General features: G+C 57.7%; 17 protein-coding genes. 8 read left to right on the forward strand and 9 right to left on the reverse strand.

The annotated features are described in order from the left end of the window. Nucleotides 1-155: 155 nt before the first annotated feature. The 4 genes from PI739_RS13540 to PI739_RS13555 all read left to right on the forward strand — a co-directional run bounded on the left by PI739_RS13540 (nt 156) and on the right by PI739_RS13555 (nt 7109). Nucleotides 156-1514, forward strand: coding sequence for an imelysin family protein (locus tag PI739_RS13540; protein WP_003431423.1), 1359 nt, complete (start codon nt 156-158; stop codon nt 1512-1514). 192 nt (nt 1515-1706) lie between these two features. Beyond that, a complete protein-coding gene (locus tag PI739_RS13545) occupies nt 1707-2594 on the forward strand; it encodes a DUF4123 domain-containing protein (protein WP_003431424.1) in 888 nt (295 codons plus the stop codon). Continuing rightward, complete coding sequence (locus tag PI739_RS13550; RefSeq protein WP_054082061.1) at nt 2591-6070, forward strand: toxin VasX; 3480 nt, start codon at nt 2591-2593, stop codon at nt 6068-6070. The genes PI739_RS13545 and PI739_RS13550 overlap by 4 nt, the downstream gene beginning before the upstream one ends. A 343-nt stretch (nt 6071-6413) precedes the next feature. Beyond that, complete coding sequence (locus PI739_RS13555) at nt 6414-7109, forward strand: DUF6708 domain-containing protein (RefSeq protein ID WP_326828263.1); 696 nt, start codon at nt 6414-6416, stop codon at nt 7107-7109. A 43-nt stretch (nt 7110-7152) separates the two neighbouring features. Here PI739_RS13555 and PI739_RS13560 read toward each other — a convergent pair whose 3' ends face one another. Further along, nucleotides 7153-7782, reverse strand: coding sequence for a pyridoxamine 5'-phosphate oxidase family protein (locus PI739_RS13560; protein ID WP_054082059.1), 630 nt, complete (start codon nt 7780-7782; stop codon nt 7153-7155). Between the two features lie 209 nt (nt 7783-7991). On the opposite strand from PI739_RS13560, the gene PI739_RS13565 reads away from it, so the two are divergent. The 3 genes from PI739_RS13565 to PI739_RS13575 all read left to right on the forward strand — a co-directional run bounded on the left by PI739_RS13565 (nt 7992) and on the right by PI739_RS13575 (nt 11668). Next, entirely contained in the window at nt 7992-9419 is a 1428-nt protein-coding gene (locus PI739_RS13565; protein ID WP_054082058.1) for a di-heme oxidoreductase family protein, read from the forward strand. 61 nt (nt 9420-9480) lie between these two features. Next, on the forward strand, nt 9481-10545 hold the full coding sequence (locus PI739_RS13570) for an imelysin family protein (RefSeq protein WP_003349719.1): 1065 nt from the start codon (nt 9481-9483) through the stop codon (nt 10543-10545). A gap of 16 nt (nt 10546-10561) precedes the next feature. Continuing rightward, nucleotides 10562-11668: a DUF1513 domain-containing protein gene (locus PI739_RS13575; RefSeq protein WP_054082057.1), complete on the forward strand. Its 1107-nt coding sequence runs from the start codon at nt 10562-10564 to the stop codon at nt 11666-11668. 20 nt (nt 11669-11688) lie between these two features. On the opposite strand, the gene PI739_RS13580 is transcribed toward PI739_RS13575, so the two are convergent. The 5 genes from PI739_RS13580 to colR form a co-directional block, all read right to left on the reverse strand. Beyond that, complete coding sequence (locus tag PI739_RS13580) at nt 11689-11916, reverse strand: hypothetical protein (RefSeq protein ID WP_003363953.1); 228 nt, start codon at nt 11914-11916, stop codon at nt 11689-11691. Then, the gene (locus tag PI739_RS13585) at nt 11913-12635 is read right to left on the reverse strand and encodes a lipopolysaccharide kinase InaA family protein (protein ID WP_003363955.1); all 723 of its coding nucleotides are present in this window, start codon (nt 12633-12635) and stop codon (nt 11913-11915) included. The genes PI739_RS13580 and PI739_RS13585 overlap by 4 nt, the downstream gene beginning before the upstream one ends. 4 nt (nt 12636-12639) lie before the next feature. Next, nucleotides 12640-13320 carry a class I SAM-dependent methyltransferase gene (locus tag PI739_RS13590; RefSeq protein WP_003405955.1) on the reverse strand — a complete coding sequence of 227 codons (681 nt, stop codon included), beginning with the start codon at nt 13318-13320 and terminating at the stop codon, nt 12640-12642. A gap of 200 nt (nt 13321-13520) precedes the next feature. Beyond that, the gene (locus PI739_RS13595; protein WP_003431432.1) at nt 13521-14810 is read right to left on the reverse strand and encodes a sensor histidine kinase; all 1290 of its coding nucleotides are present in this window, start codon (nt 14808-14810) and stop codon (nt 13521-13523) included. After that, nucleotides 14800-15483, reverse strand: coding sequence for a two-component system response regulator ColR (colR, locus tag PI739_RS13600; protein WP_002555020.1), 684 nt, complete (start codon nt 15481-15483; stop codon nt 14800-14802). The genes PI739_RS13595 and colR overlap by 11 nt, the downstream gene beginning before the upstream one ends. Before the next feature lie 177 nt (nt 15484-15660). On the opposite strand from colR, the gene PI739_RS13605 reads away from it, so the two are divergent. Next, nucleotides 15661-16401, forward strand: coding sequence for a phosphatase PAP2 family protein (locus PI739_RS13605; RefSeq protein WP_054082056.1), 741 nt, complete (start codon nt 15661-15663; stop codon nt 16399-16401). Between the two features lie 82 nt (nt 16402-16483). Here the strand turns inward: PI739_RS13605 and groL are convergent, their stop codons facing one another. From groL to PI739_RS13620, 3 genes are all read right to left on the reverse strand, one after another. Further along, nucleotides 16484-18127, reverse strand: coding sequence for a chaperonin GroEL (gene groL / locus PI739_RS13610; RefSeq protein WP_002555022.1), 1644 nt, complete (start codon nt 18125-18127; stop codon nt 16484-16486). A 49-nt stretch (nt 18128-18176) separates the two neighbouring features. Beyond that, on the reverse strand, nt 18177-18470 hold the full coding sequence (locus PI739_RS13615) for a co-chaperone GroES (RefSeq protein WP_003304675.1): 294 nt from the start codon (nt 18468-18470) through the stop codon (nt 18177-18179). Nucleotides 18471-18726: 256 nt separating this feature from the next. After that, nucleotides 18727-19221, reverse strand: coding sequence for an FxsA family protein (locus PI739_RS13620; protein WP_003363969.1), 495 nt, complete (start codon nt 19219-19221; stop codon nt 18727-18729). Nucleotides 19222-19416 lie beyond the last annotated feature (195 nt).

The following is a 19416-nucleotide window of genomic DNA, read 5'->3' on the forward strand; positions in this document are numbered from 1 at the left end:
TCACGTCATCTTGAAACCGACTGTTACAACCTGCCGGATGTCCGAATACGCCGACACAGGCTTTTTGCCTTTACACCGAATGCAAATCTTTCGCATTATGTCGCAGATTTTATGGGCGCACCCCGCCATCACCTTTATCGACGCAGGATTCCGTCATGATTCGTATGCCTCTGGCAACCGCTAGTCTGTTGGCCATCGCTATCTCTCTCGCCGGTTGTGGCGAAGGCAAGGACAAGGCTGCCGCCCCGGCACCCGCGCCAGCCGCTGCTCCGGCGACGCCGGCTGTGACGCCTGCGGCCCCTGCTCCGGCAGCCGCTGCCCAGACTGACGATGCGGCGGCCAAGGCTGTGGTCGCGAACTACGCCAACATGGTGTCCGCCGTGTTCGACGATGCCGAGGCCGGCGCGAAAAAACTCAGCACTGCCGTCGACGCCTTCCTGGCCAAGCCCAACGATGAAACCCTGAAAGCTGCCCGCGAAGCGTGGATCGCTGCGCGTGTGCCTTACATGCAGAGCGAAGTCTTCCGCTTCGGCAACACCATCATCGATGACTGGGAAGGACAGGTTAACGCCTGGCCCCTGGACGAGGGCCTGATCGACTATGTGGCCAAGGATTACCAGCACGCGCTGGGCAACCCGGGCGCCACTGCCAACATCATCGCCAACACCGAAATTCAGGTCGGCGAAGACAAGGTCGACGTGAAGGAAATCACCTCCGAAAAACTCGCCAGCCTGAACGAGCTGGGCGGTTCCGAGGCCAACGTCGCCACCGGCTACCACGCCATCGAATTCCTGCTCTGGGGCCAGGATCTGAACGGCACCGGCCCTGGTGCCGGCGCACGTCCGGCCAGCGATTACCTGGAAGGCGCTGGCGCGACCGGCGGCCACAATGATCGCCGCCGTGCCTACCTCAAGGCCGTCACCGACCTGCTGGTCAGCGACCTCGAAGAAATGTCCGGTAACTGGAAGGCCGGCGTGCCCGACAACTACCGCGCCACGCTGGAAGCCGAACCCGGTGAAAGCGGCCTGCGCAAGATGCTCTTCGGCATGGGCAGCCTGTCGCTGGGTGAACTGGCGGGCGAGCGCATGAAAGTCGCACTGGAAGCCAACTCCAGCGAAGACGAACACGACTGCTTCAGCGACAACACGCACAACTCGCACTTCTACAACGGCAAGGGCATCCGCAACGTTTATCTGGGCGAGTACACCCGCACCGACGGCAGCAAGGTCAGCGGGCCGAGCCTTTCGTCTCTGGTCGCCAAGGTAGATCCCGCCACCGACGCCACCTTGCGCGCCGACCTGGACGACACGCAGGCCAAGTTGCAGGTCATCGTCGATCATGCGAACAAGGGCGAGCATTTCGACCAGTTGATCGCTGCCGGCAACACCGCAGGCAATCAGGTGGTGCGTGACGCCATCGCCGCGCTGGTCAAACAGACAGGCGCCATCGAACAGGCGGCTGGCAAGCTGGGCATCACTGACCTGAACCCGGACAACGCCGATCACGAGTTCTGATCAACCGCGTTTGTTGCGATAACCATCGATGCCGGTCAGTTCGCTGACCGGCATTTTTTGTGTCTGATCGACCCGTAGGCCAAAGATCTTTCAGTGATCTTTGTAGGGCCTTTCCTAAACTGGTTTTCGGGTATTGAAGGCAGACACCACACCACCGAGTATCCGCGCCTCGTTCCCCTTCAAAGCGCGCTCATGTTTGAATTTGAATCCGGCCCTGATGATCTGCCATGGGCGAAAAACGCCTATCTGCTGCTCAACGCCATCAATCTTCCCGATCTGAGAAGAAAGCTTTTCGAGTGGAACCCCTCCCCTGTCTGCACACTGCTGTTCCTGCAAACCCGCTTCAGCGAATTGCTGGATATCTCGCCCGCCCTGATTCAGATCGATGGCCCATACGACCCGACATTTTCAAGTTTCCTGACTCACGCGCGCGAAGAATGGGGTCTGCTGCTATTCAGTGATGCCAGCCACAAGACGGTGGCTGACCATCTGCGCTGGCTGGTGTTCGTTGACAAACCAGCAGGCGAGGCCTGCTATTTGAACCTTTCAGACCCGCCCGTCGCAAACGCGCTGCTCGGGCTTCATCCGGCACATACCGATAATCGGTTGTTCGGCCCTATCGACAGTGTTTATGCAGCAGATGTCATCACTGAACACTGGATAAAGCACGAGCGTCATGGTGAGTCAGCCATTCATGACAACACGATCCTGTATCGGATGAGCGATCGGCAGATGGAGGCCATCAGTGACGTTGCGTTTCGCCTGATCGTGATCAGTCTTGACCTGCACCTGCGCACATTTTTTCCGGCCTACCTCACATCCACAGGTCTGAAGTCGCGATACGGCCATGTGCATGCACTGGCCTTCACAGCCTATGAAGCAGGCTTCAACAGCGAAGCGGATATTTTCCATTACGCCAACGTCATCTGCTTTCTGGCTACCCAGCCGGACGACTCGCATCCTGATATCAGAACGCTGATGGATGAAAAGTCCTCTCTGACGCCATCTCAGCGTATTCAACAGGCCAACTGGCTGGCAGTGAAACGCAGTCGCGAACAGCACGGAGCAACCCGGCCATGAGTCGCAAAACACTTTCGCCTGTAGACAAAGCCTATTGGGAGGCCAGAGCAAGAACCCATATTGATGCCCGCAACAGTACGAGTAACTGCCCTTTGATGGGCACCAAAGTCCAGCTATTGCCATTGCGTTACGGTCGCGTGGAACGGCTTCACAACCCGTCGGATACCGACGGCTACCGAGACTTGAAACGACCGCTCGGCTTGCGTCTGGTACGTGACGGCTATCTGTATGTGATTGATGAAAGCAGCGGCTATCTGCATGAGTATCGCCTTGAAAGCGGCGTACCGACCAAACTGCTCTGGCAGGACCGGGAAGTCGCTCAGGATGTCAGGCAGACCACGATTGGCGAGCACACCCTGATCTTTGCCCGCGATACGACGTTGCATGTTGCCTATGCCGAACTGCAATGGACAGCAGCCAAATGCACCCGCGTGCTGGACAGCGCAGCAGACCGTTTCTATTTCATGCAGAAAGTGAATCTGGCTGAAGCCGATTGCCAGCAAGGCGGCGTCCACCTTCGCGTCGAACAGCAAGTCAGAGAGCAGCTTGCCGAACTCGCCGAGTTGCCGGCACAACAATGCACTACACCCGATATGCCAGAGGAGGAACAACAGGACTATGTCTGGGAGCATCTGCCGCTGTTTCGCGAGGCGCATATCGGCGAGTTGAAAAACACACTCAACCCGTTCTACGAACTGAATCACCTGTATCTGGTACTCGACGACAGCATCGGCATGCTGCGCGACCTTGCGCAGGAACAGGACGAGGTGGTGGGTTGGCTCAACCAGTGGCGTGAGCGTAACGACAATGAAATGCGTTACATAACGGCCAGCTACATTGACACACTGATGAGCGTTGGCGACAACACTGCCCGGCAGACAAACCCGGACTCGAAACTGCTGAAGAACACCACGCCTGAACAACGCAGCCGCATTTATGATTACCTCAATGCGCGCAATGACTGGCACCAGGAACACCATCAGGGACCTGTGCCAGCGACTACTTCAGCGGGGCAGTATTCCGCCATGCGCGGGGGCGCCTACACCGAACGGCCGCAAGCCAGATTTGCCAGACTGAACATGGAAAACAAGCACTCACAGATGCTGCTCGCGCTTGGCCAACCACTCCATGAACAACTGGAAGACGACATTGAAGCGCTGGAAAAGAACAGCCAGGGCACGCTGAACGGCGTCGGACTCGGCTCACGAGGTATTTACGATCTCGTTCGCCACCAAGAAATGCACGCTTATCTGTCCCAGGAGCGCTCGCACCTTCAACGCTGGACGCAACGACTCGACGATATTACCCACGATCGCGTGAGCCTGTTCACTCAGGGGGAACTCTATCGAAGTGCCTGGTACTTCGATCCAGACCATCCCGACCAGTTGAAAAGCGCCTTGGCGATGGAGCTCAACTGCACCCGCGACCTGTGCCGCACCGACGAAAGCCTGCGGAAGGTCAGCGACTACTTTCACGATAACCCCCACTACGTTCTGCCGGTGTTCTATGGGCGTCTGGACATGGACTTTCTGCGCGCCAAATCAGGCAACCTGCTCAAGTGGCTGGATGATATTCGCAACTTCAGCGACGGATTGGCCGATGCGCAAAGGCGCATCGCTGATATCAGCCACATCATGGGTAATCACTGGACCAACAGCCTGAACCTGGACCCCGCCGCACTACCGTTGCACCAAGCCGTCAATGCCAGCTACATCCCTGCCGTCGCCCTGCATCTGGAGCGTTGGCTGATTGAGATGCAACAGAAGCTGAACAGCCCGCAACTACGCCAGCATCTGGACAACTTCGGCAGAGCAAGCAATCGAGCCCAACGACTGGGCATGCTGGTGGCGCTGCAGCAGGAAGCCGTCACCCTGCGAATTGCCGACGAAGCCGACGTGACAAAATTTCGCGACAACTTCGCGCGCTTGAATCAGCTGCTTGCCAGCGAAGACGACCTCATCAGAGAACGCAACCGCCTTACCAAACTCATCAACCGCCGCACACTCACAGCGGATCAACATCAAGGTCTGCTTTACGAAAGGCAATACACCAACCAACGGCTGCTGCAGACCCGCAACACGCGAGACGCGCTGCGCCGAGACCTGGAAAAAGCCATTACCCCGACCGGTAACCCGCACAACGGCGCGATTGGCGTGCGACTGGACATCACTGACCCGCAACTGCAAGCGCTCAATGACGAAATTAAAAAGGTGCGGGCGGGAGCATTTAAGGGGTACGCGACTCAAGGGGCAGCTGCGGCTGCGTTGAAGGGGAGTTTCTTTCCGTTACTGGCGGTGTGTCTGCAGGTTGGGAATCTGGGGGAGGTTTGGAGTGTTTGGAGTGTTTGGAGAGGCTCTGACAATCGTAGAACCATTAAAGAAATTGTAATAGCTATCGGTGGGTTCAGTAGTGTGGCTTCGGCAGCGTTATCAGTCTTTCAAGCGGTGTACGTTGCAATGATCGATAATGCTCTCCGAGCCCTAGCGGTCGAAAGTTCTGAAACGGGAGGAAAGCTGCTCACTGCTCGTCTCGGAAAAATAGGATTGGGGTTGGGAGCATTTATTGCTCCGCTGAGTTTATTGGGCGGAGCAGGTACGGCATGGAATAATTGGGAAAAATGGCAAACAGCGCTGATGTGCAGCACATCGGGTGAAAAAATAGGAGCGCTCATGGCGCTGACAGGTGACGTTGGCGCTACCGGCGTGAACGCTGCCTTGACGCTACAGACCGGCAAAGAACTGATAGGCATATTGAAGGATATTTACCTTGATACCACTTACTCTAAAAAAGAAGTGGCAAGCATAGCGTGGTCTACCAGAGGACCAAGATTCCTAAGACTTTCGATTCAGCTCACACCTTGGGGACTCGCCTTCACCGCACTTCAGCTGGGCGGCGAGGCCCTATTCAACTACTCCAACCTGGAGGAACAGCAACAGTGGTTGCTCTACTGTATGTGGGGTAACGAGCCCCAAGCCTGGGATTGGAGCACTCATTCACAACGACTTGCAGAGATCAACCTGCTGCCTACTATTTTTGATAACGGTATTACTCATGGACTTACAGAGGGTGAATCTGTACGTAGTTTGCACCTGGTATTGCCAGGCTTGACCCAAGCCAGCTTTGAAGACACTTCACTACGGTGGGAAGCTGAGCTTCAACACTCATCTCATAAACAGAATGTTAGCGAGACGCTTAGAAATAAGCTGTCTGTTTTTTCTGTTTCACCTTTAACATTGGCGTTGGAAATCCCAATAGGCTGGCAGGGACACAATGCCATGTTGGCATTACACTTGGCTGTTAAGCCAGCATTAGCATCAACTTACTTAAACGCAGACAGAGGATATCTAACTTACCGCATAGCACTAGGTATGGATGTGCTAAACAAACCAATAAAAGCGGTACCAACCTACCAGACGGAGAAAATTGCATTGCCGACCGTTCAGATCAAAAGAGAGTTTCTGGATGACCAATTATAACTATAATCGCTCCCGTCAAGCTGGCGATACCGAACATCAATCCAGCACAAGTATTTTTTATCTTGCACCACTTCCTTTAATAACGGGCGTGGCGGTTACTAGCCCGCAACAACTCCATCAAGCCACCAATGAAATTTATCTTGACTTTGCGATGGGCGTTCCAAAAATAGAATTTTCAGTTCGCTGTTACCTAGGCGTTATAGTGGGCATCGCTTTGTTCATTTTCACGATATGTCTTGGGCTCGGAGCCCTTGATCATATAAATACTGGGCGCCCGGTGTTCGAAATCGTAGTCACCGCCTTTTCACCTAATTGGCCTATTTGGGGGTTCTTTTCATTTTTGATAAGCAGCTACGGCTTATTTTTACTTCAAGCTATTCACCAAATCTCCACTCCCCCCATCCGCTTCAACCGTCAGCGCCGCGAGGTGGCCTATGTCGCCAAGCGTGGCCAACCGCCCCGGTTTATCCCTTGGGAAGAAATAATTGCCTGCGTCAGCAGCAGCACTGTTGCAACGCAGTACGCCACTCAGCAGAAATTCGCTCTGATGATCGGCTTCGTAGACGCCTCGGATAGCCAGGTGATGTGGCTCACGTTGCCTACTTCCACGCTTGGTATGGCAGTCAGCGAGTGGGAAGCGATCCGCGCCTACATGGAAGAAGGTCCAAGCGCCCTGCGAAAGCCCATGATGGGCACTGACCTGGAGGAAGGCACTGTGGCGTTTTTCCACATGTGTCGCCGTGACTATCTGCTTGACCACGGCTGCTTGCGCTATCTGTTCGGCTTTCTGCTGATCCAGTTTTTCAGCGGCTGGACTTTGCCCTGCCACGTCGCCAGCTGGGTCAAGCAACTGCCGAAAACGGCATTTCCCAAAGCAGTACAGGACTGGTCCAAACCCCTGCCCCGCGAACAATGGCAAGCCCCCAGCGCCGAACTGATCGCGCAAAGCGAAGAAGTCCGCAAAATCCTGCGCAAGGGCATGAGCATCTTCGACTACTTTCTTGAGAAGGAAAAAAATCAGAGCAAAACCGGTGTCTGATCAAGACATGACCACAAGAGGCGCAATACGGTATCAGCCATGATCAATACAACGTATCCGCAATGCGTCCCGGCAAAGCCTTGTCATAGGCGTCACCATCGATCTGCTCGGCCGAAACCGCTTTTAGTATTTGCCCGGCAGTCGGCAGCGCGCTGCGTTCGATGTGCCGGGCTGCATCCCATAAACCGGACCTGATGGTTGCCCTGCTGCATTGGAAGTACACGCTGGTCACGGAGATGCGCAGCACCGACTTGGGCAGTTGGCCGTCCACCTCGAAACGCGACAACAGTTCGGGCTGAACCGATATCTGCGCTGTTCCGTTGACCCGCAAGGTCTCGCCCACGCCAGGGATGAGGAACAGCAACGCGACACGTGGGTCGCTGATGATATTGCGCAAGGTGTCGATGCGGTTGTTGCCGCGCCGGTCAGGCAGATAAAGCGTCTTGTTGTCCTCGATATGCACGAAGCCCGCCTGATCACCACGCGGGGACGCATCAAGGCCGTCAGGCCCGGCAGAGGCCAGCACAACAAAGGGTGCCGACTCGATGAAGGGCCGGTAAACCGCGTGAATATGGTCGACTTCCTTGGTCATGGAAGGAGGAGCAATCGGGCCATAGAGCGCTTCCAGTGCCTCGGTGGTGGTCACGAACGCGCTGTTTTCCGGGTTATCCATTGATGTGGTCTCTGCTGGGTGTTTTATCTGCGTGTGTGCTGTCAACTTCGACATGTTCAGCATAGGCAAAAATGCCGGGACCAGACCAGCCTCAGAGATTCGTAACAACGCATTACGTCAGAGCAGGCAAACGATAATCCCTCTTATTCAAACCGCACGAGGCTGCTAAGCTTGCACGCCCCGATTTTTCGCCCCGTTGCAGGATGTCTATGATTACGCGGCTCCGTCTATCCCTTGCCTTGCTCACGACCCTGGTCCTGAGCGCATGCGATGACGCCCCGCGTTTCACGCACGCCGAGCCGGGAGAAGCCTTGTCCGCTGGCAGCGCCACCGTCAGGAAGAGCGATCAGAACGCTTTCTCCATGCCCTCGGCCAATCTGTCCCCCGTGCGGCGGCTGGACTTCAGTGTCGGTAACAGCTTTTTCCGCAGCCCGTGGGTGATTGCGCCCTCGACTACCACGGCTCGCGACGGGCTTGGGCCGTTGTTCAACACCAATGCCTGCCAGAACTGCCATATCAAGGACGGTCGCGGCCATCCGCCGGAAGCTGGCGACAGCAATGCCGTGTCGATGCTGGTCAGGCTGTCGATTCCTGATGACCCGGCCTATGCCGACCTTATAAAGCGCAACGGTGTGCTGCCCGAACCGGTTTACGGCGGGCAATTGCAGGACATGTCGAACCCCGGCGTAGCGCCCGAGGGCAAGGTGCGGGTCGAGTACGATGCGCTAACGGTCGAATTTCGCGATGGCACCTCAGTCGAGCTGCGCCAGCCGACCCTCAGGATTACCCAGCTGGGCTACGGCCCCATGCACCCCGATACGCACATCTCGGCACGCGTAGCTCCGCCGATGATCGGCCTGGGCTTGCTCGAGGCCATTGCCGATGAGGCCATCCTTGCCAATGCCGACCCCGATGACAAGAACGCCGATGGCATCTCGGGACGTCCCAACTGGGTCTGGGACGATGCTCGGCAAAAAGTAGTGATGGGCAGGTTTGGCTGGAAAGCCGGACAGCCGAACCTCAACCAGCAGAACGTGCACGCGTTTTCCGGCGACATGGGGCTGACCACCAGCCTGCGGCCTTTCGATGACTGCACGCCAGCCCAGACCGATTGCCTGGCCGCGCCCAATGGCAATGGTCCGGATGGCGAACCGGAAGTCAGCGACAACATCCTGCGTCTGGTGGAGTTCTACACCCGCAACCTGGCTGTTCCAACACGTCGCAAGGTCGACGACCCGCAGGTGCTGGCAGGCAAGAACCTGTTTTTCCAGGCGGGCTGCCAGCAATGCCACACCCCCTCTTTCAAAACCCGTAGCGACGCCGCCGAGCCTGAGCTGGCCAATCAGGAGATTCGCCCGTACAGCGACTTGCTGCTGCACGACATGGGCGAAGGGCTGGCCGATAACCGTACCGAGTTCCAGGCCAGCGGAAGTGAGTGGCGCACCCCGCCCTTGTGGGGGCTGGGCCTGACCGGCACGGTAAGCGGACACACCCAACTGTTGCACGACGGTCGCGCACGTAATGTGCTTGAGGCGATACTCTGGCACGGCGGCGAAGCCCAGGCGGCAAAGCGCCAGGTTCTGGCTTTTGACGCACAGCAACGTGAAGCGCTGCTGGCCTTCCTGAATTCGTTATGATTGCGCCCTTTGCAGAATCTTCCTGTTCAAACATCGTTCTTTCAAAAATAAGGAGCCGGACATGTTCCGACCCAAGTTGTTGCTGACCAGCCTTGCGGCACTTGCCTTGGGGGCCTGCTCGCCATCCGATCCTCAGGCCGTGACGTCCGCAGCGATTGCCAAACAGGTCATCCTGCCGACTTACAGCCGTTGGGTGGAGGCTGATCGTCAGTTGGCAGCCAGCGCATTGGCGTTCTGCCAGGGCAAGACTGATCTGGCCACAGCCCGCGCCGACTTTCTGAAAGCACAGAAGACCTGGGCAGAGTTGCAACCGCTGTTGATCGGTCCTCTGGCCGAAGGCAACCGCGCCTGGCAAATACAGTTCTGGCCGGACAAGAAAAACCTGGTGGGCCGTCAGGTCGAGCAACTGGTGACTGCACAGCCACAGATCACCGCTCAGGAACTGTCCAAGGCCAGTGTCGTGGTGCAGGGTTTGTCCGCCTACGAATACATCCTCTTCGACGCTGACATCGACATGGCCAATGCCGAGCAGAAAGCGCGCTACTGCCCGCTGCTGATGGCCATCGGTGAGCGCCAAAAGCTGCTTGCCGAAGAAATCCTCAACAGCTGGAACAGCACCGACGGCATGCTCGCGCAACTGAGCAAGTTCCCCAATCAGCGCTACGCCGACTCCCACGAGGCGATTGCCGAATTGCTGCGGGTTCAGGTCACCGCGCTCGACAGCCTGAAGAAGAAACTTGGCACGCCACTGGGTCGTCAGAGCAAGGGGCAGCCGCAGCCATTCCAGGCAGATGCGTGGCGCAGCAAGTCGTCGCTCAGCAGCCTGGAAGCCAGCCTGATCAGCGCCGAAACGGTGTGGACCGGTGTCGACAACAAGGGATTGCGCAGCCTGCTGCCCGCCGAGCAGAAACCGCTGGCCGACAAAATTGACGCCGCCTACGCTAACAGCCGAAAATTGCTGTCGGAACTCAAGCCGCCACTGGCCGACCTGCTGGCCACGGATGGAGGACGCCAGCAACTCAATGCGTTTTACGACAGCCTGAACGCCGTGCACCGCCTGCACGAAGGCGAGCTGGCCAAGGCACTCGGCATTCAGTTGGGTTTCAACGCCAACGACGGCGATTGATCAAGAGGTACATGTGATGTTGCGACGTCAGGCCATGGCGCTCGGCAGTCTTCTGCGCAGCGCCTGCACGCTGGGTGGCTGGACACTGTTCCGGCAAAAGAACACACGCCCATTGTTGCTTTCCGCTCGCGACGATGGCGACGGCAAGCACTATGCGGTGGGTTTCAAGCTCGACGGGACGCAGGTATTCGCGACCCAGGTGGGCCAGCGCTGCCACGACATCATCAATCATCCCGACCTGCCACTCGCGGTGTTCATCGCCCGTCGTCCTGGCACTGAAAGCTACCTGATCGATCTGCGCGATGGCCGCTTGCTGCAAACCATCGTTTCGCAGCCTGACCGCCACTTCTACGGCCATGCGGTGATCCATCGCGACGGCGAATGGCTGTATGCGACGGAAAACGACACCCGTGACCCAGGCCGCGGCTTATTGGGCGTCTACCGCTTCGTTGACGAGCGCCTGGTGCACTTGGCCGAGATCCCCACGCATGGCATCGGTCCGCACCAGGTCTCGTGGATGCCGGACGGTGAAACGCTGGTGATCGCCAATGGCGGCATTCGCACCGAAGCGGAAAGTCGGGTAGAGATGAACCTCGATGCCATGCAACCCAGCCTGGTCATCATGCAGCGTGACGGCACCTTGCTCAGCAAGGAAGCGCTTTCCCAACAGATGAACAGCGTACGCCACATGGGCATCGCCAGCGATGGCACCATCGTCGCGGGTCAACAGTTCATGGGCGACAGCCACGAGTTGGCCGAGCTGCTGGCAATCAAGCGTCCAGGCCAGCCATTCCAGGCGTTTCCGGTGGCAGAGGAGCAATTGCGCGCGATGGCCCACTACACCGCCAGCGTCGCAGTACACAGCGAGCTGCGACTGGTGGCCCTGACGGCACCCCGCGGCAACCGTTTCTTTATCTGGGATCTGGACAGTGGCGCATTGAAACTGGATGCGCCCTTGCCGGACTGCGCGGGCGTGGGGGCTGTGACCGATGGCTTTGTCGTGACCTCAGGCCAGGGACGCTGCCGATTTTATGATTGCCGCAAGGCGCAGCTGCTGGCCCAGCCATTGGACCTGCCGGCCGGGCTGTGGGACAACCATCTTCACCTGGCTGAGGTGGGTTAGATACCGGGCCTGTGAGGGCTTCAGTTTTTAACCCCGGTACCCTGCGCCAGGCTGTACATGAACAGCAAAAGGTCGTGGTCCGGCTGTACGTTCACCAGACTCTTCGCCACGCGTGGCAGTGGGCAGTAGCCCTCGCCATGCTGCGTGGTAAGTATGCGGGTGGACGGTTGTTCAAGCGCCGCCACGGCGACGGTGGCAACTGCCAGCGCACCGAAGATAAACAGACCTCTTGCCATTTCTAGCTTCATGACTCTAAACCTTTGATAGAGCTGCCAAACGCTGCTTGATAAAAGTAGATCAACTTCTGCCAGTCTGCAGCGCTGAATGACGAATGGCGTCGTAGCTGTTTCATATCGTGTTGGGCTGCGCCTTGCGCGGTAAGGCGACGACGGCCCTTTTCGAGATCGAGCAAGGCGACCTCGACGTTGGCGTCCGGCCCGTCCCCTGTCACCCGCACGAAAATGTGCTTGATGTACAGACAGCTGTGCTGCCAGCGGCCAAGGTGCATGCGGGCCAGAGTGTCTGCCACTTCCTTGAGCACGCGCTCATAGAACAGCTCGCCATGGCGCTCGCGCCCTCCGGCAGCCTGCCATTTTTCAATTTCCTCGAAGCCCTCCAGCGCCACCGTCACCAGCAACGCCCGCCAGGCATTGTCCTCACCCCGCTCGGCACCGCAAAACACCACTTCGGGGACGACGACGCCAAGCTTGCGAAGACCCTCAAGCGCCTCGCGCTCACGCAGCACGGTAGGTCGGCCCAGCGGGTGCAGCAGGCTGCGGTAGATGTGACCTGTCTGACGTTTGGCATAGAGGGTCTGCCCATCGTCCATGACCAGCCGCTGCACACCACTCTCTCCACCGCGACGCACATTGGGTTCTTCAACCCATTCGCCACGCTGGCTCCAGAACTGATCGAACTCATTCTGGATCGGGTTCACAACTGGTTCTTTCACGGACTGCAAACCCATCTTTTTACCTTTTACGTAGGACATAGACTCGCCACATGGCGTACATGGGCAGGAAATCCATTCGGTTCTGAATGCGAAATCCTGCCTGCTCAAATTCGGTTTCTGCGGTAACAACAGGTAACACAAAACGATTCTGGTAACTTTCCCGCCCAGTTTTCTGCTGACGCTTGTTCTCCAGACGCGCACGCTTCCATGCCTTGAAATTGCCATCCACCCAGAGGGAGACGATCACGCTGTCACGGGTTACGCGTTGAAACTCGCGCAATAGAGCCATCCGGTCGCTGGACTGACCAACATGGTGCAACAAGCGCATGCAGAAGATGCTGTCTACTGCGTTATCAGGCAGGTCGATGGCAAAGGCAGATGTCTGCAAAGGTTGTACCCTTTTTACAACGTCTGCCGGCTGCGAGGCACAGGCGGTGCTGAGCATGTCTGCGGAGTTATCGGCACCGATGATCGAGCGGTTCGGCTTCTCGGCCAACAATGGCCAGAAGCGTCCCGCACCACAAGGCAGGTCCAGCACCAGGCCCGGGTCCCCGGCCATGTGCAGAGCCTTTCTCGCCAGCTGTTCATCGCGATGATGCGACAGCTTGCGCCAGATACCGTCCTGATGCTTTTCCAGGTACTGGCGGGCATGAGTCTTGTCGTACTTTCGGGAAAACTCGAGTTCGATGCGATCGCTCATGAGAGCAGCTCCTGATGTTGATGGGGGCCAAACTAAAGGCACCGCCGTCACCGTCAGGTCATCTGAATGTGAAAAAAATGTTACCTTTTAACGTCAGGTGTTTCGAGATTTTACAGAGAGTTAGAGGCAGTGTGTGGCCAATCGACGAAGTGCAGTCAATTGGCCGCTACCCAATAAGGCCGGTCTACTCGAGAGGAAGGTCAGGGTTTGACCACGTTGAGCGTCACCTTGAACCGGCAACCATGGGGTTCCATAGGGGTGAGATCGACGCTCCATCCCTGATTGGTGCAAATGCGCTGCACCAGTGACAGCCCGAGGCCCAGCCCCTCTCCGCGCTGCTCGTTGCCGCGTACGAAAGGCTCGAACATCGCCTCGCGTTTTTCCTCGGGAATGCCCACGCCACTGTCCTCCACGGTGAAGCTTTCAGCGTGCAGGGTCAGCGCAATGAATCCGTGATCGGTGTAATGCAGCGCGTTGCGCAGCAGGTTGCCCATCACGGCATGCAGGAAGGTCGCGTTGTAACGAATATCGGACAGCTGGTCATCGGCAGGCGGCGTGTAGGTCAACTGCAGCCCCTTGCTCTCTATCGGGTCACGCCACTGGGAGATCAATTGCTCGGCCACCCCGACCAGCGTGGCCTTGGGCGTCATGGCCGGGTCTTCGCGCTGGGTGCGCGCGAGCATGAGGAAGGTTTGCACCAGATCGCGCATTTCTTCGCAGGCACGGCCGATACGCTCTACCTGACGACGGCCTCGCAGATCGAGCGCAGGGTTTTCCAGCAGCAGCTCACAAGAGCTGGCCAGCACCATCAACGGCGTACGCAGTTCATGACTCACATCGCTGGTAAACATACGCTCACGGATCAGCGCCTGCCGCAAGCGACCCAATGTTGCATCGAAGGCCACCGCCAACTCGCCGACTTCGTCAGCGGCATAGTCGGGCGCCAGTGGCGGTGCCAGTCCAAGCAGCTGGTCACGGTGGCGAACCTGCCGGGCCAGACGTACGACAGGCGCCATGACCCGGCGCGCCAGCACCCAACCCAGAAACACCGCCAGCGCCAGCGCCAGAACGAAACCGACCAGCACGACGGCGAACAGCACCCGCTCACGCTCTTCAAAATCGCTCTGATCCTGCAACAGGGCGTAATGCCGGCCATCCACCACCTCGATCATGGCGTGGTAGGACAACGGCCCACGGAACACCTCGTGGAAGCCTGGCTCGAGGTGACGAATATCCTTGGGCAGATCGAAGTCACCCGGACCATTGCTGAAGTAGAACAACTGGTCGGGCTTGGGCCGGTGGCTCCAGTCGCTGACACTGTCCATCAGCATCAGGCGGTTGAGGTCACCCCCGAGGCCGGCGGAAATCAGCTTTTCTTCGACCAGGTGAACGGTGGAAATGATTCCGATGGCGAACGACCCGGCGACCAGTGCACTCATCAATGCAAAGGCAATGATGATCCGTTGGGCAAGACTCTGTTTAAACTCCATCCCGGCCCTCGGCCAAGCGATAGCCCACGCCATGCACGGTCTGCAACAGCGGTTTGCCAAACGGTTTGTCGATCACCTGACGCAACTGGTGCACATGGCTGCGCAGGCTGTCGCTGTCCGGGCAATCGTCGCCCCACAGGGCTTCTTCCAGAATCTCGCGGCGCAGTACATGCGGGCTCTTCTGCATCAGCACGGCGAGCAGCTTGAGCCCGACCGGGTTGAGCTTGAGCATGCGCCCCTCACGTGTCACCTCGAGGGTGTCAAGGTCATAGACCAGATCGGCCACCTGCAAGGTACGCCGCCCGCCGCCTTGGGCACGACGCAATACTGCTTCGATCCGCGCGGCCAGTTCAGACAGGGCGAATGGCTTGAGCAGGTAGTCGTCAGCACCGGAGCGAAAACCCTGTAGGCGGTCGTCCAACTGATCGCGGGCAGTCAGCATGATGACTGGCGTGTCGCGCCGGGCATCTTCGCGCAGGCGCTTGCACAAGGTGTAGCCGTCGATACCGGGCAGCATGATGTCGAGAACGATCAGGTCATAGTGCTCGGTGGCTGCCAGATGCAGTCCTGAGAGGCCATCCTGGGCGCAGTCGACGGTATAGCCTTTCATGCCCAGGTAATCGGCCATGTTCGCCAGGATGTCGCGGTTGTCTTCAACCAGAAGAATTCGCATAAAGCACTCTCATATGCAGTTTGGGCTGGCGCAGCTTAAGACGAAGTGGGCGTCAGGGCCAGCGCCGATATGGCATGACGATTTTTTCACCTATGATTCATAAGGCTCATGACACACTTTGAGACGAACCGTCGCACACAATAATCGCGGCATGCCCTTCAAAGATCTGGATTCGATATGTCGAAAACCGTCGCCCCACCCTACTCCCGTTCGATCAACCCGTGGATTTACCTGGGTATCCCCATTGCCGTGGCGCTGATCCTCATGCTGCTGGAACTGACGTCACTGGACATGGACATCGCCAAGCTGGCCTTCGATCCCGTCAGCGGGCAGTTCATCGGCAGGCACAGTTATTTTCTCGAAGACGTTCTCCACGACCGCGCCAAACAGCTGGTCATGGTATTCGGCGCTTTGGCCATGATCGGCTTCGCGGCGTCCTTCAAGGTAGAGCGCCTGATCCCGTGGCGCAGAGAGTTGGGTTGCCTGGTGCTGTCCATGGCGCTTTCCACCGCCTTCGTTACCCCGGTGAAAGTGGTGACTTCAGTGCAATGCCCCTGGAGCCTGAAAGAATTCGGTGGTCAAGAAACCTACAGCGAACTGTTGAGCCCACGCCCTGCGACCGATAAACCAGGACGCTGCTGGCCAGGCGGGCATGCGGCGACCGGCTTTACACTGTTCGCACTGTTCTTCGCCCTTCGCGACCGTCGCCCACGGATGGCGAAAATGGGTCTGGCTCTGGCGTTTGGCCTGGGAACTGTTTTCTCTGTCGGGCGAATGCTGCAAGGTGCGCACTTCTTTTCCCATAACCTCTGGACCGCAGTGTTCTGCTGGCTGATCTGCCTGGGGGTTTATTACTTCGTGCTTTATCGTCCCGAACCCAAAGGCCTCGCGAACAGCAACATACAACCGACGCACTGATTGGTCCGGCACAGAAAGGCCATAAAAAAACCCCGCACAAGGCGGGGTTCTTTATGGGTGTAGCTTAAGGGGTAAAGCCGGCTTACATCATGCCGCCCATACCACCCATGCCGCCCATGTCCGGCATGCCGCCGCCTGCTGGCTTGTCTTCAGGCACGTCAGCGATCATCGCTTCGGTGGTGATCATCAAGCTGGCGATGGAGGACGCGGCCTGCAGAGCAGAGCGAGTCACTTTGGCCGGGTCAAGGATACCCATTTCGATCATGTCGCCGTATTCGCCGGAAGCAGCGTTGTAACCGAAGTTACCCGAACCCTGCTTGACCTTGTCAACAACAACGCTTGGCTCGTCACCGGAGTTGGCAACGATCTGGCGCAGAGGCGCTTCGACTGCACGACGCAGCAGAGCGATACCGACGTCCTGATCAGCGTTGTCGCCTTTCAGACCTTCGATAGCCTGCAGGGAGCGAACCAGTGCCACGCCACCGCCAGGTACCACGCCTTCTTCAACGGCTGCGCGGGTTGCGTGCAGGGCGTCTTCAACGCGGGCTTTCTTCTCTTTCATCTCGACTTCGGAACCGGCACCGACCTTGATCACTGCAACGCCGCCAGACAGCTTGGCCAGGCGCTCTTGCAGTTTTTCCTTGTCGTAGTCCGAGCTGGTGTCGCCGATTTGCTGACGGATCTGGGAGATACGCGAGTCGATATCGGTTTTCACGCCAGCACCATCGATGATGGTGGTGTTTTCCTTGTTCAGGATGACGCGCTTGGCATTACCCAGGTGTTCCAGGGTAGTGGTTTCCAGGCTCAGGCCGATCTCTTCGGAGATAACGGTACCGCCAGTCAGAACAGCGATGTCCTGCAGCATGGCCTTGCGACGATCGCCGAAACCTGGAGCCTTGACGGCTGCAACTTTCACGATACCGCGCATGTTGTTGACAACCAGAGTGGCCAGCGCTTCGCCTTCAACGTCTTCGGCAACGATCAGCAGAGGACGGCCAGCCTTGGCGACTGCTTCCAGAACCGGCAGCATTTCGCGAATGTTGGAGATCTTCTTGTCGACCAGCAACAGCAGCGGGCTGTCCAGCTCGGCAACCATGGTGTCCGGCTTGTTGATGAAGTACGGGGACAGGTAACCACGGTCAAACTGCATGCCTTCTACAACAGACAGCTCGTTTTCCAGACCCGAACCTTCTTCAACGGTGATAACGCCGTCTTTGGTCACTTTTTCCATGGCTTCAGCAATGATGTCGCCGATGGAGTGATCGGAGTTGGCCGAGATGGTGCCGACCTGGGCAATAGCCTTGGTGTCGGTGCATGGCTTGGACAGCTTCTTCAGCTCGGCAACAATGGCGATGGTCGCCTTGTCGATGCCGCGCTTGAGGTCCATCGGGTTCATGCCGGCAGCGACGGCCTTCAGGCCTTCGTTGACGATGGCCTGAGCCAGAACGGTAGCGGTAGTGGTACCGTCGCCTGCATCATCGTTGGCACGGGAGGCAACGTCTTTGACCAGCTGCGCGCCCATGTTTTCGAAACGGTCTTTAAGCTCGATTTCCTTGGCAACCGAAACACCGTCTTTGGTGATCAGCGGAGCGCCAAAGCTTTTCTCGATGATAACGTTGCGGCCTTTAGGGCCCAGGGTCGCTTTAACTGCGTCAGCCAGGACGTTTACACCGGCGAGCATTTTTTTGCGGCCAGAATCGCCGAATTTAACTTCTTTAGCAGCCATGATCATTATTCCTTGAATACTTAGTAGTAACGGAAGTCAGCGGGAGCACTCAGCCTTCGACGACAGCAAGAATCTCGTTCTCGCTCATCACCAGCAGGTCTTCGCCGTCTACTTTCACTGTGTTGCTGCCGGAATAAGGGCCGAACACAACCTTGTCACCCACTTTCACAGCCAGCGCACGTACTTCGCCGTTGTCCAGCACGCGGCCGGTACCCACAGCAACGATCTCGCCGCGGTTAGGCTTTTCAGCAGCCGAACCTGGCAGAACGATACCGCCGGCAGTTTTCGTTTCTTCTTCACTGCGACGGATGACGACGCGGTCATGCAGAGGACGAAGCTTCATTGTCGATCTCCTGATTATGTTTGTTTGATCGTCCGGTGAGTGCACCGGCCGGTTTAAATCCGGACTTGCCGGTTACGGTTCGACGCGCGAACCGCAGAATACGGTCTGGCCTTCAGGCCAGAAACCTTGCGGTGACCCATACATAAGGGCGAGCAAAGTGATTACAAGTCTTGGGTAGAAATTTTTTACGCCCGAACCGGCTGGTCAAAACGAACGCGGCACCCTGAGGTGCCGCGCTGCCGGGGGGTGTGGAAGATTACTTGTCGCGATGCTCGAACTCGCCTTCGATGACGTCGGGCTCGCGGGTAGGCTGGTGAATCGCCGTCGGGCGATGACTCGAAGCACCCTGATTGGCAGGTGTCTGCAAATCATCGGCGAAGGCACGCTGACGCATGGCCTGATCCTGGGCGCGCTGGCGGACCTTGTTGATCAGCAGACGACGGGTGATCGGCAGCAGGCAGATCACACCCAGAATGTCGCTGATGAAACCAGGCAACAGCAGCAGGCCGCCGCCCACGGCAACCATCAGGCCTTCGAGCATTTCCTGCGCAGGCAACTCGCCACGCGCCAGGCTTTCGCGGGCTCGCAGCGCCGTCGCGAAACCGGCCACGCGCATCACGAACAAGCCGAGCATCGATGTCGCGACGACCAGCAGGAACGTCCAGAGAAAGCCGATGGACATCCCGACACGAACCAGCAGAAACAGCTCAAGTACCGGGAATAATAGAAACAGCAGCAAAAAAACACGCATCAAATGAGTTCCTCAAGGGAAGAATGCCTTCCGAGTAGACCGTATGTGATGTCAGAAGATCGTTAATTCAAGCTCCCTGCATCTGGCTTACCGCTAAATTATGCGCACAAGTGAGCTGAACCAGGCCTTCACAAACGTGTATCGGTGTATTTCAGGGCTAGATGGCAGAGCCGAGACGAACGCGCAAAAACAGCC

The organism is Pseudomonas cerasi, assembly GCF_027983475.1.
GTDB lineage: Bacteria > Pseudomonadota > Gammaproteobacteria > Pseudomonadales > Pseudomonadaceae > Aquipseudomonas > Aquipseudomonas cerasi.

What these genes read in the sequence shown, in the direction of transcription:
- PI739_RS13540 (WP_003431423.1), top strand. Translation starts at nt 156, where the DNA reads ATGATTCGTATGCCTCTGGCAACCGCTAGTCTGTTGGCCATCGCTATC.
- PI739_RS13545 (WP_003431424.1), top strand. Translation starts at nt 1,707, where the DNA reads ATGTTTGAATTTGAATCCGGCCCTGATGATCTGCCATGGGCGAAAAAC.
- PI739_RS13550 (WP_054082061.1), top strand. Translation starts at nt 2,591, where the DNA reads ATGAGTCGCAAAACACTTTCGCCTGTAGACAAAGCCTATTGGGAGGCC.
- PI739_RS13560 (WP_054082059.1), bottom strand. Translation starts at nt 7,782, where the DNA reads ATGGATAACCCGGAAAACAGCGCGTTCGTGACCACCACCGAGGCACTG.
- PI739_RS13565 (WP_054082058.1), top strand. Translation starts at nt 7,992, where the DNA reads ATGATTACGCGGCTCCGTCTATCCCTTGCCTTGCTCACGACCCTGGTC.
- PI739_RS13570 (WP_003349719.1), top strand. Translation starts at nt 9,481, where the DNA reads ATGTTCCGACCCAAGTTGTTGCTGACCAGCCTTGCGGCACTTGCCTTG.
- PI739_RS13575 (WP_054082057.1), top strand. Translation starts at nt 10,562, where the DNA reads ATGTTGCGACGTCAGGCCATGGCGCTCGGCAGTCTTCTGCGCAGCGCC.
- PI739_RS13580 (WP_003363953.1), bottom strand. Translation starts at nt 11,916, where the DNA reads ATGAAGCTAGAAATGGCAAGAGGTCTGTTTATCTTCGGTGCGCTGGCA.
- PI739_RS13585 (WP_003363955.1), bottom strand. Translation starts at nt 12,635, where the DNA reads ATGGGTTTGCAGTCCGTGAAAGAACCAGTTGTGAACCCGATCCAGAAT.
- PI739_RS13590 (WP_003405955.1), bottom strand. Translation starts at nt 13,320, where the DNA reads ATGAGCGATCGCATCGAACTCGAGTTTTCCCGAAAGTACGACAAGACT.
- PI739_RS13595 (WP_003431432.1), bottom strand. Translation starts at nt 14,810, where the DNA reads ATGGAGTTTAAACAGAGTCTTGCCCAACGGATCATCATTGCCTTTGCA.
- colR (WP_002555020.1), bottom strand. Translation starts at nt 15,483, where the DNA reads ATGCGAATTCTTCTGGTTGAAGACAACCGCGACATCCTGGCGAACATG.
- PI739_RS13605 (WP_054082056.1), top strand. Translation starts at nt 15,661, where the DNA reads ATGTCGAAAACCGTCGCCCCACCCTACTCCCGTTCGATCAACCCGTGG.
- groL (WP_002555022.1), bottom strand. Translation starts at nt 18,127, where the DNA reads ATGGCTGCTAAAGAAGTTAAATTCGGCGATTCTGGCCGCAAAAAAATG.
- PI739_RS13615 (WP_003304675.1), bottom strand. Translation starts at nt 18,470, where the DNA reads ATGAAGCTTCGTCCTCTGCATGACCGCGTCGTCATCCGTCGCAGTGAA.
- PI739_RS13620 (WP_003363969.1), bottom strand. Translation starts at nt 19,221, where the DNA reads ATGCGTGTTTTTTTGCTGCTGTTTCTATTATTCCCGGTACTTGAGCTG.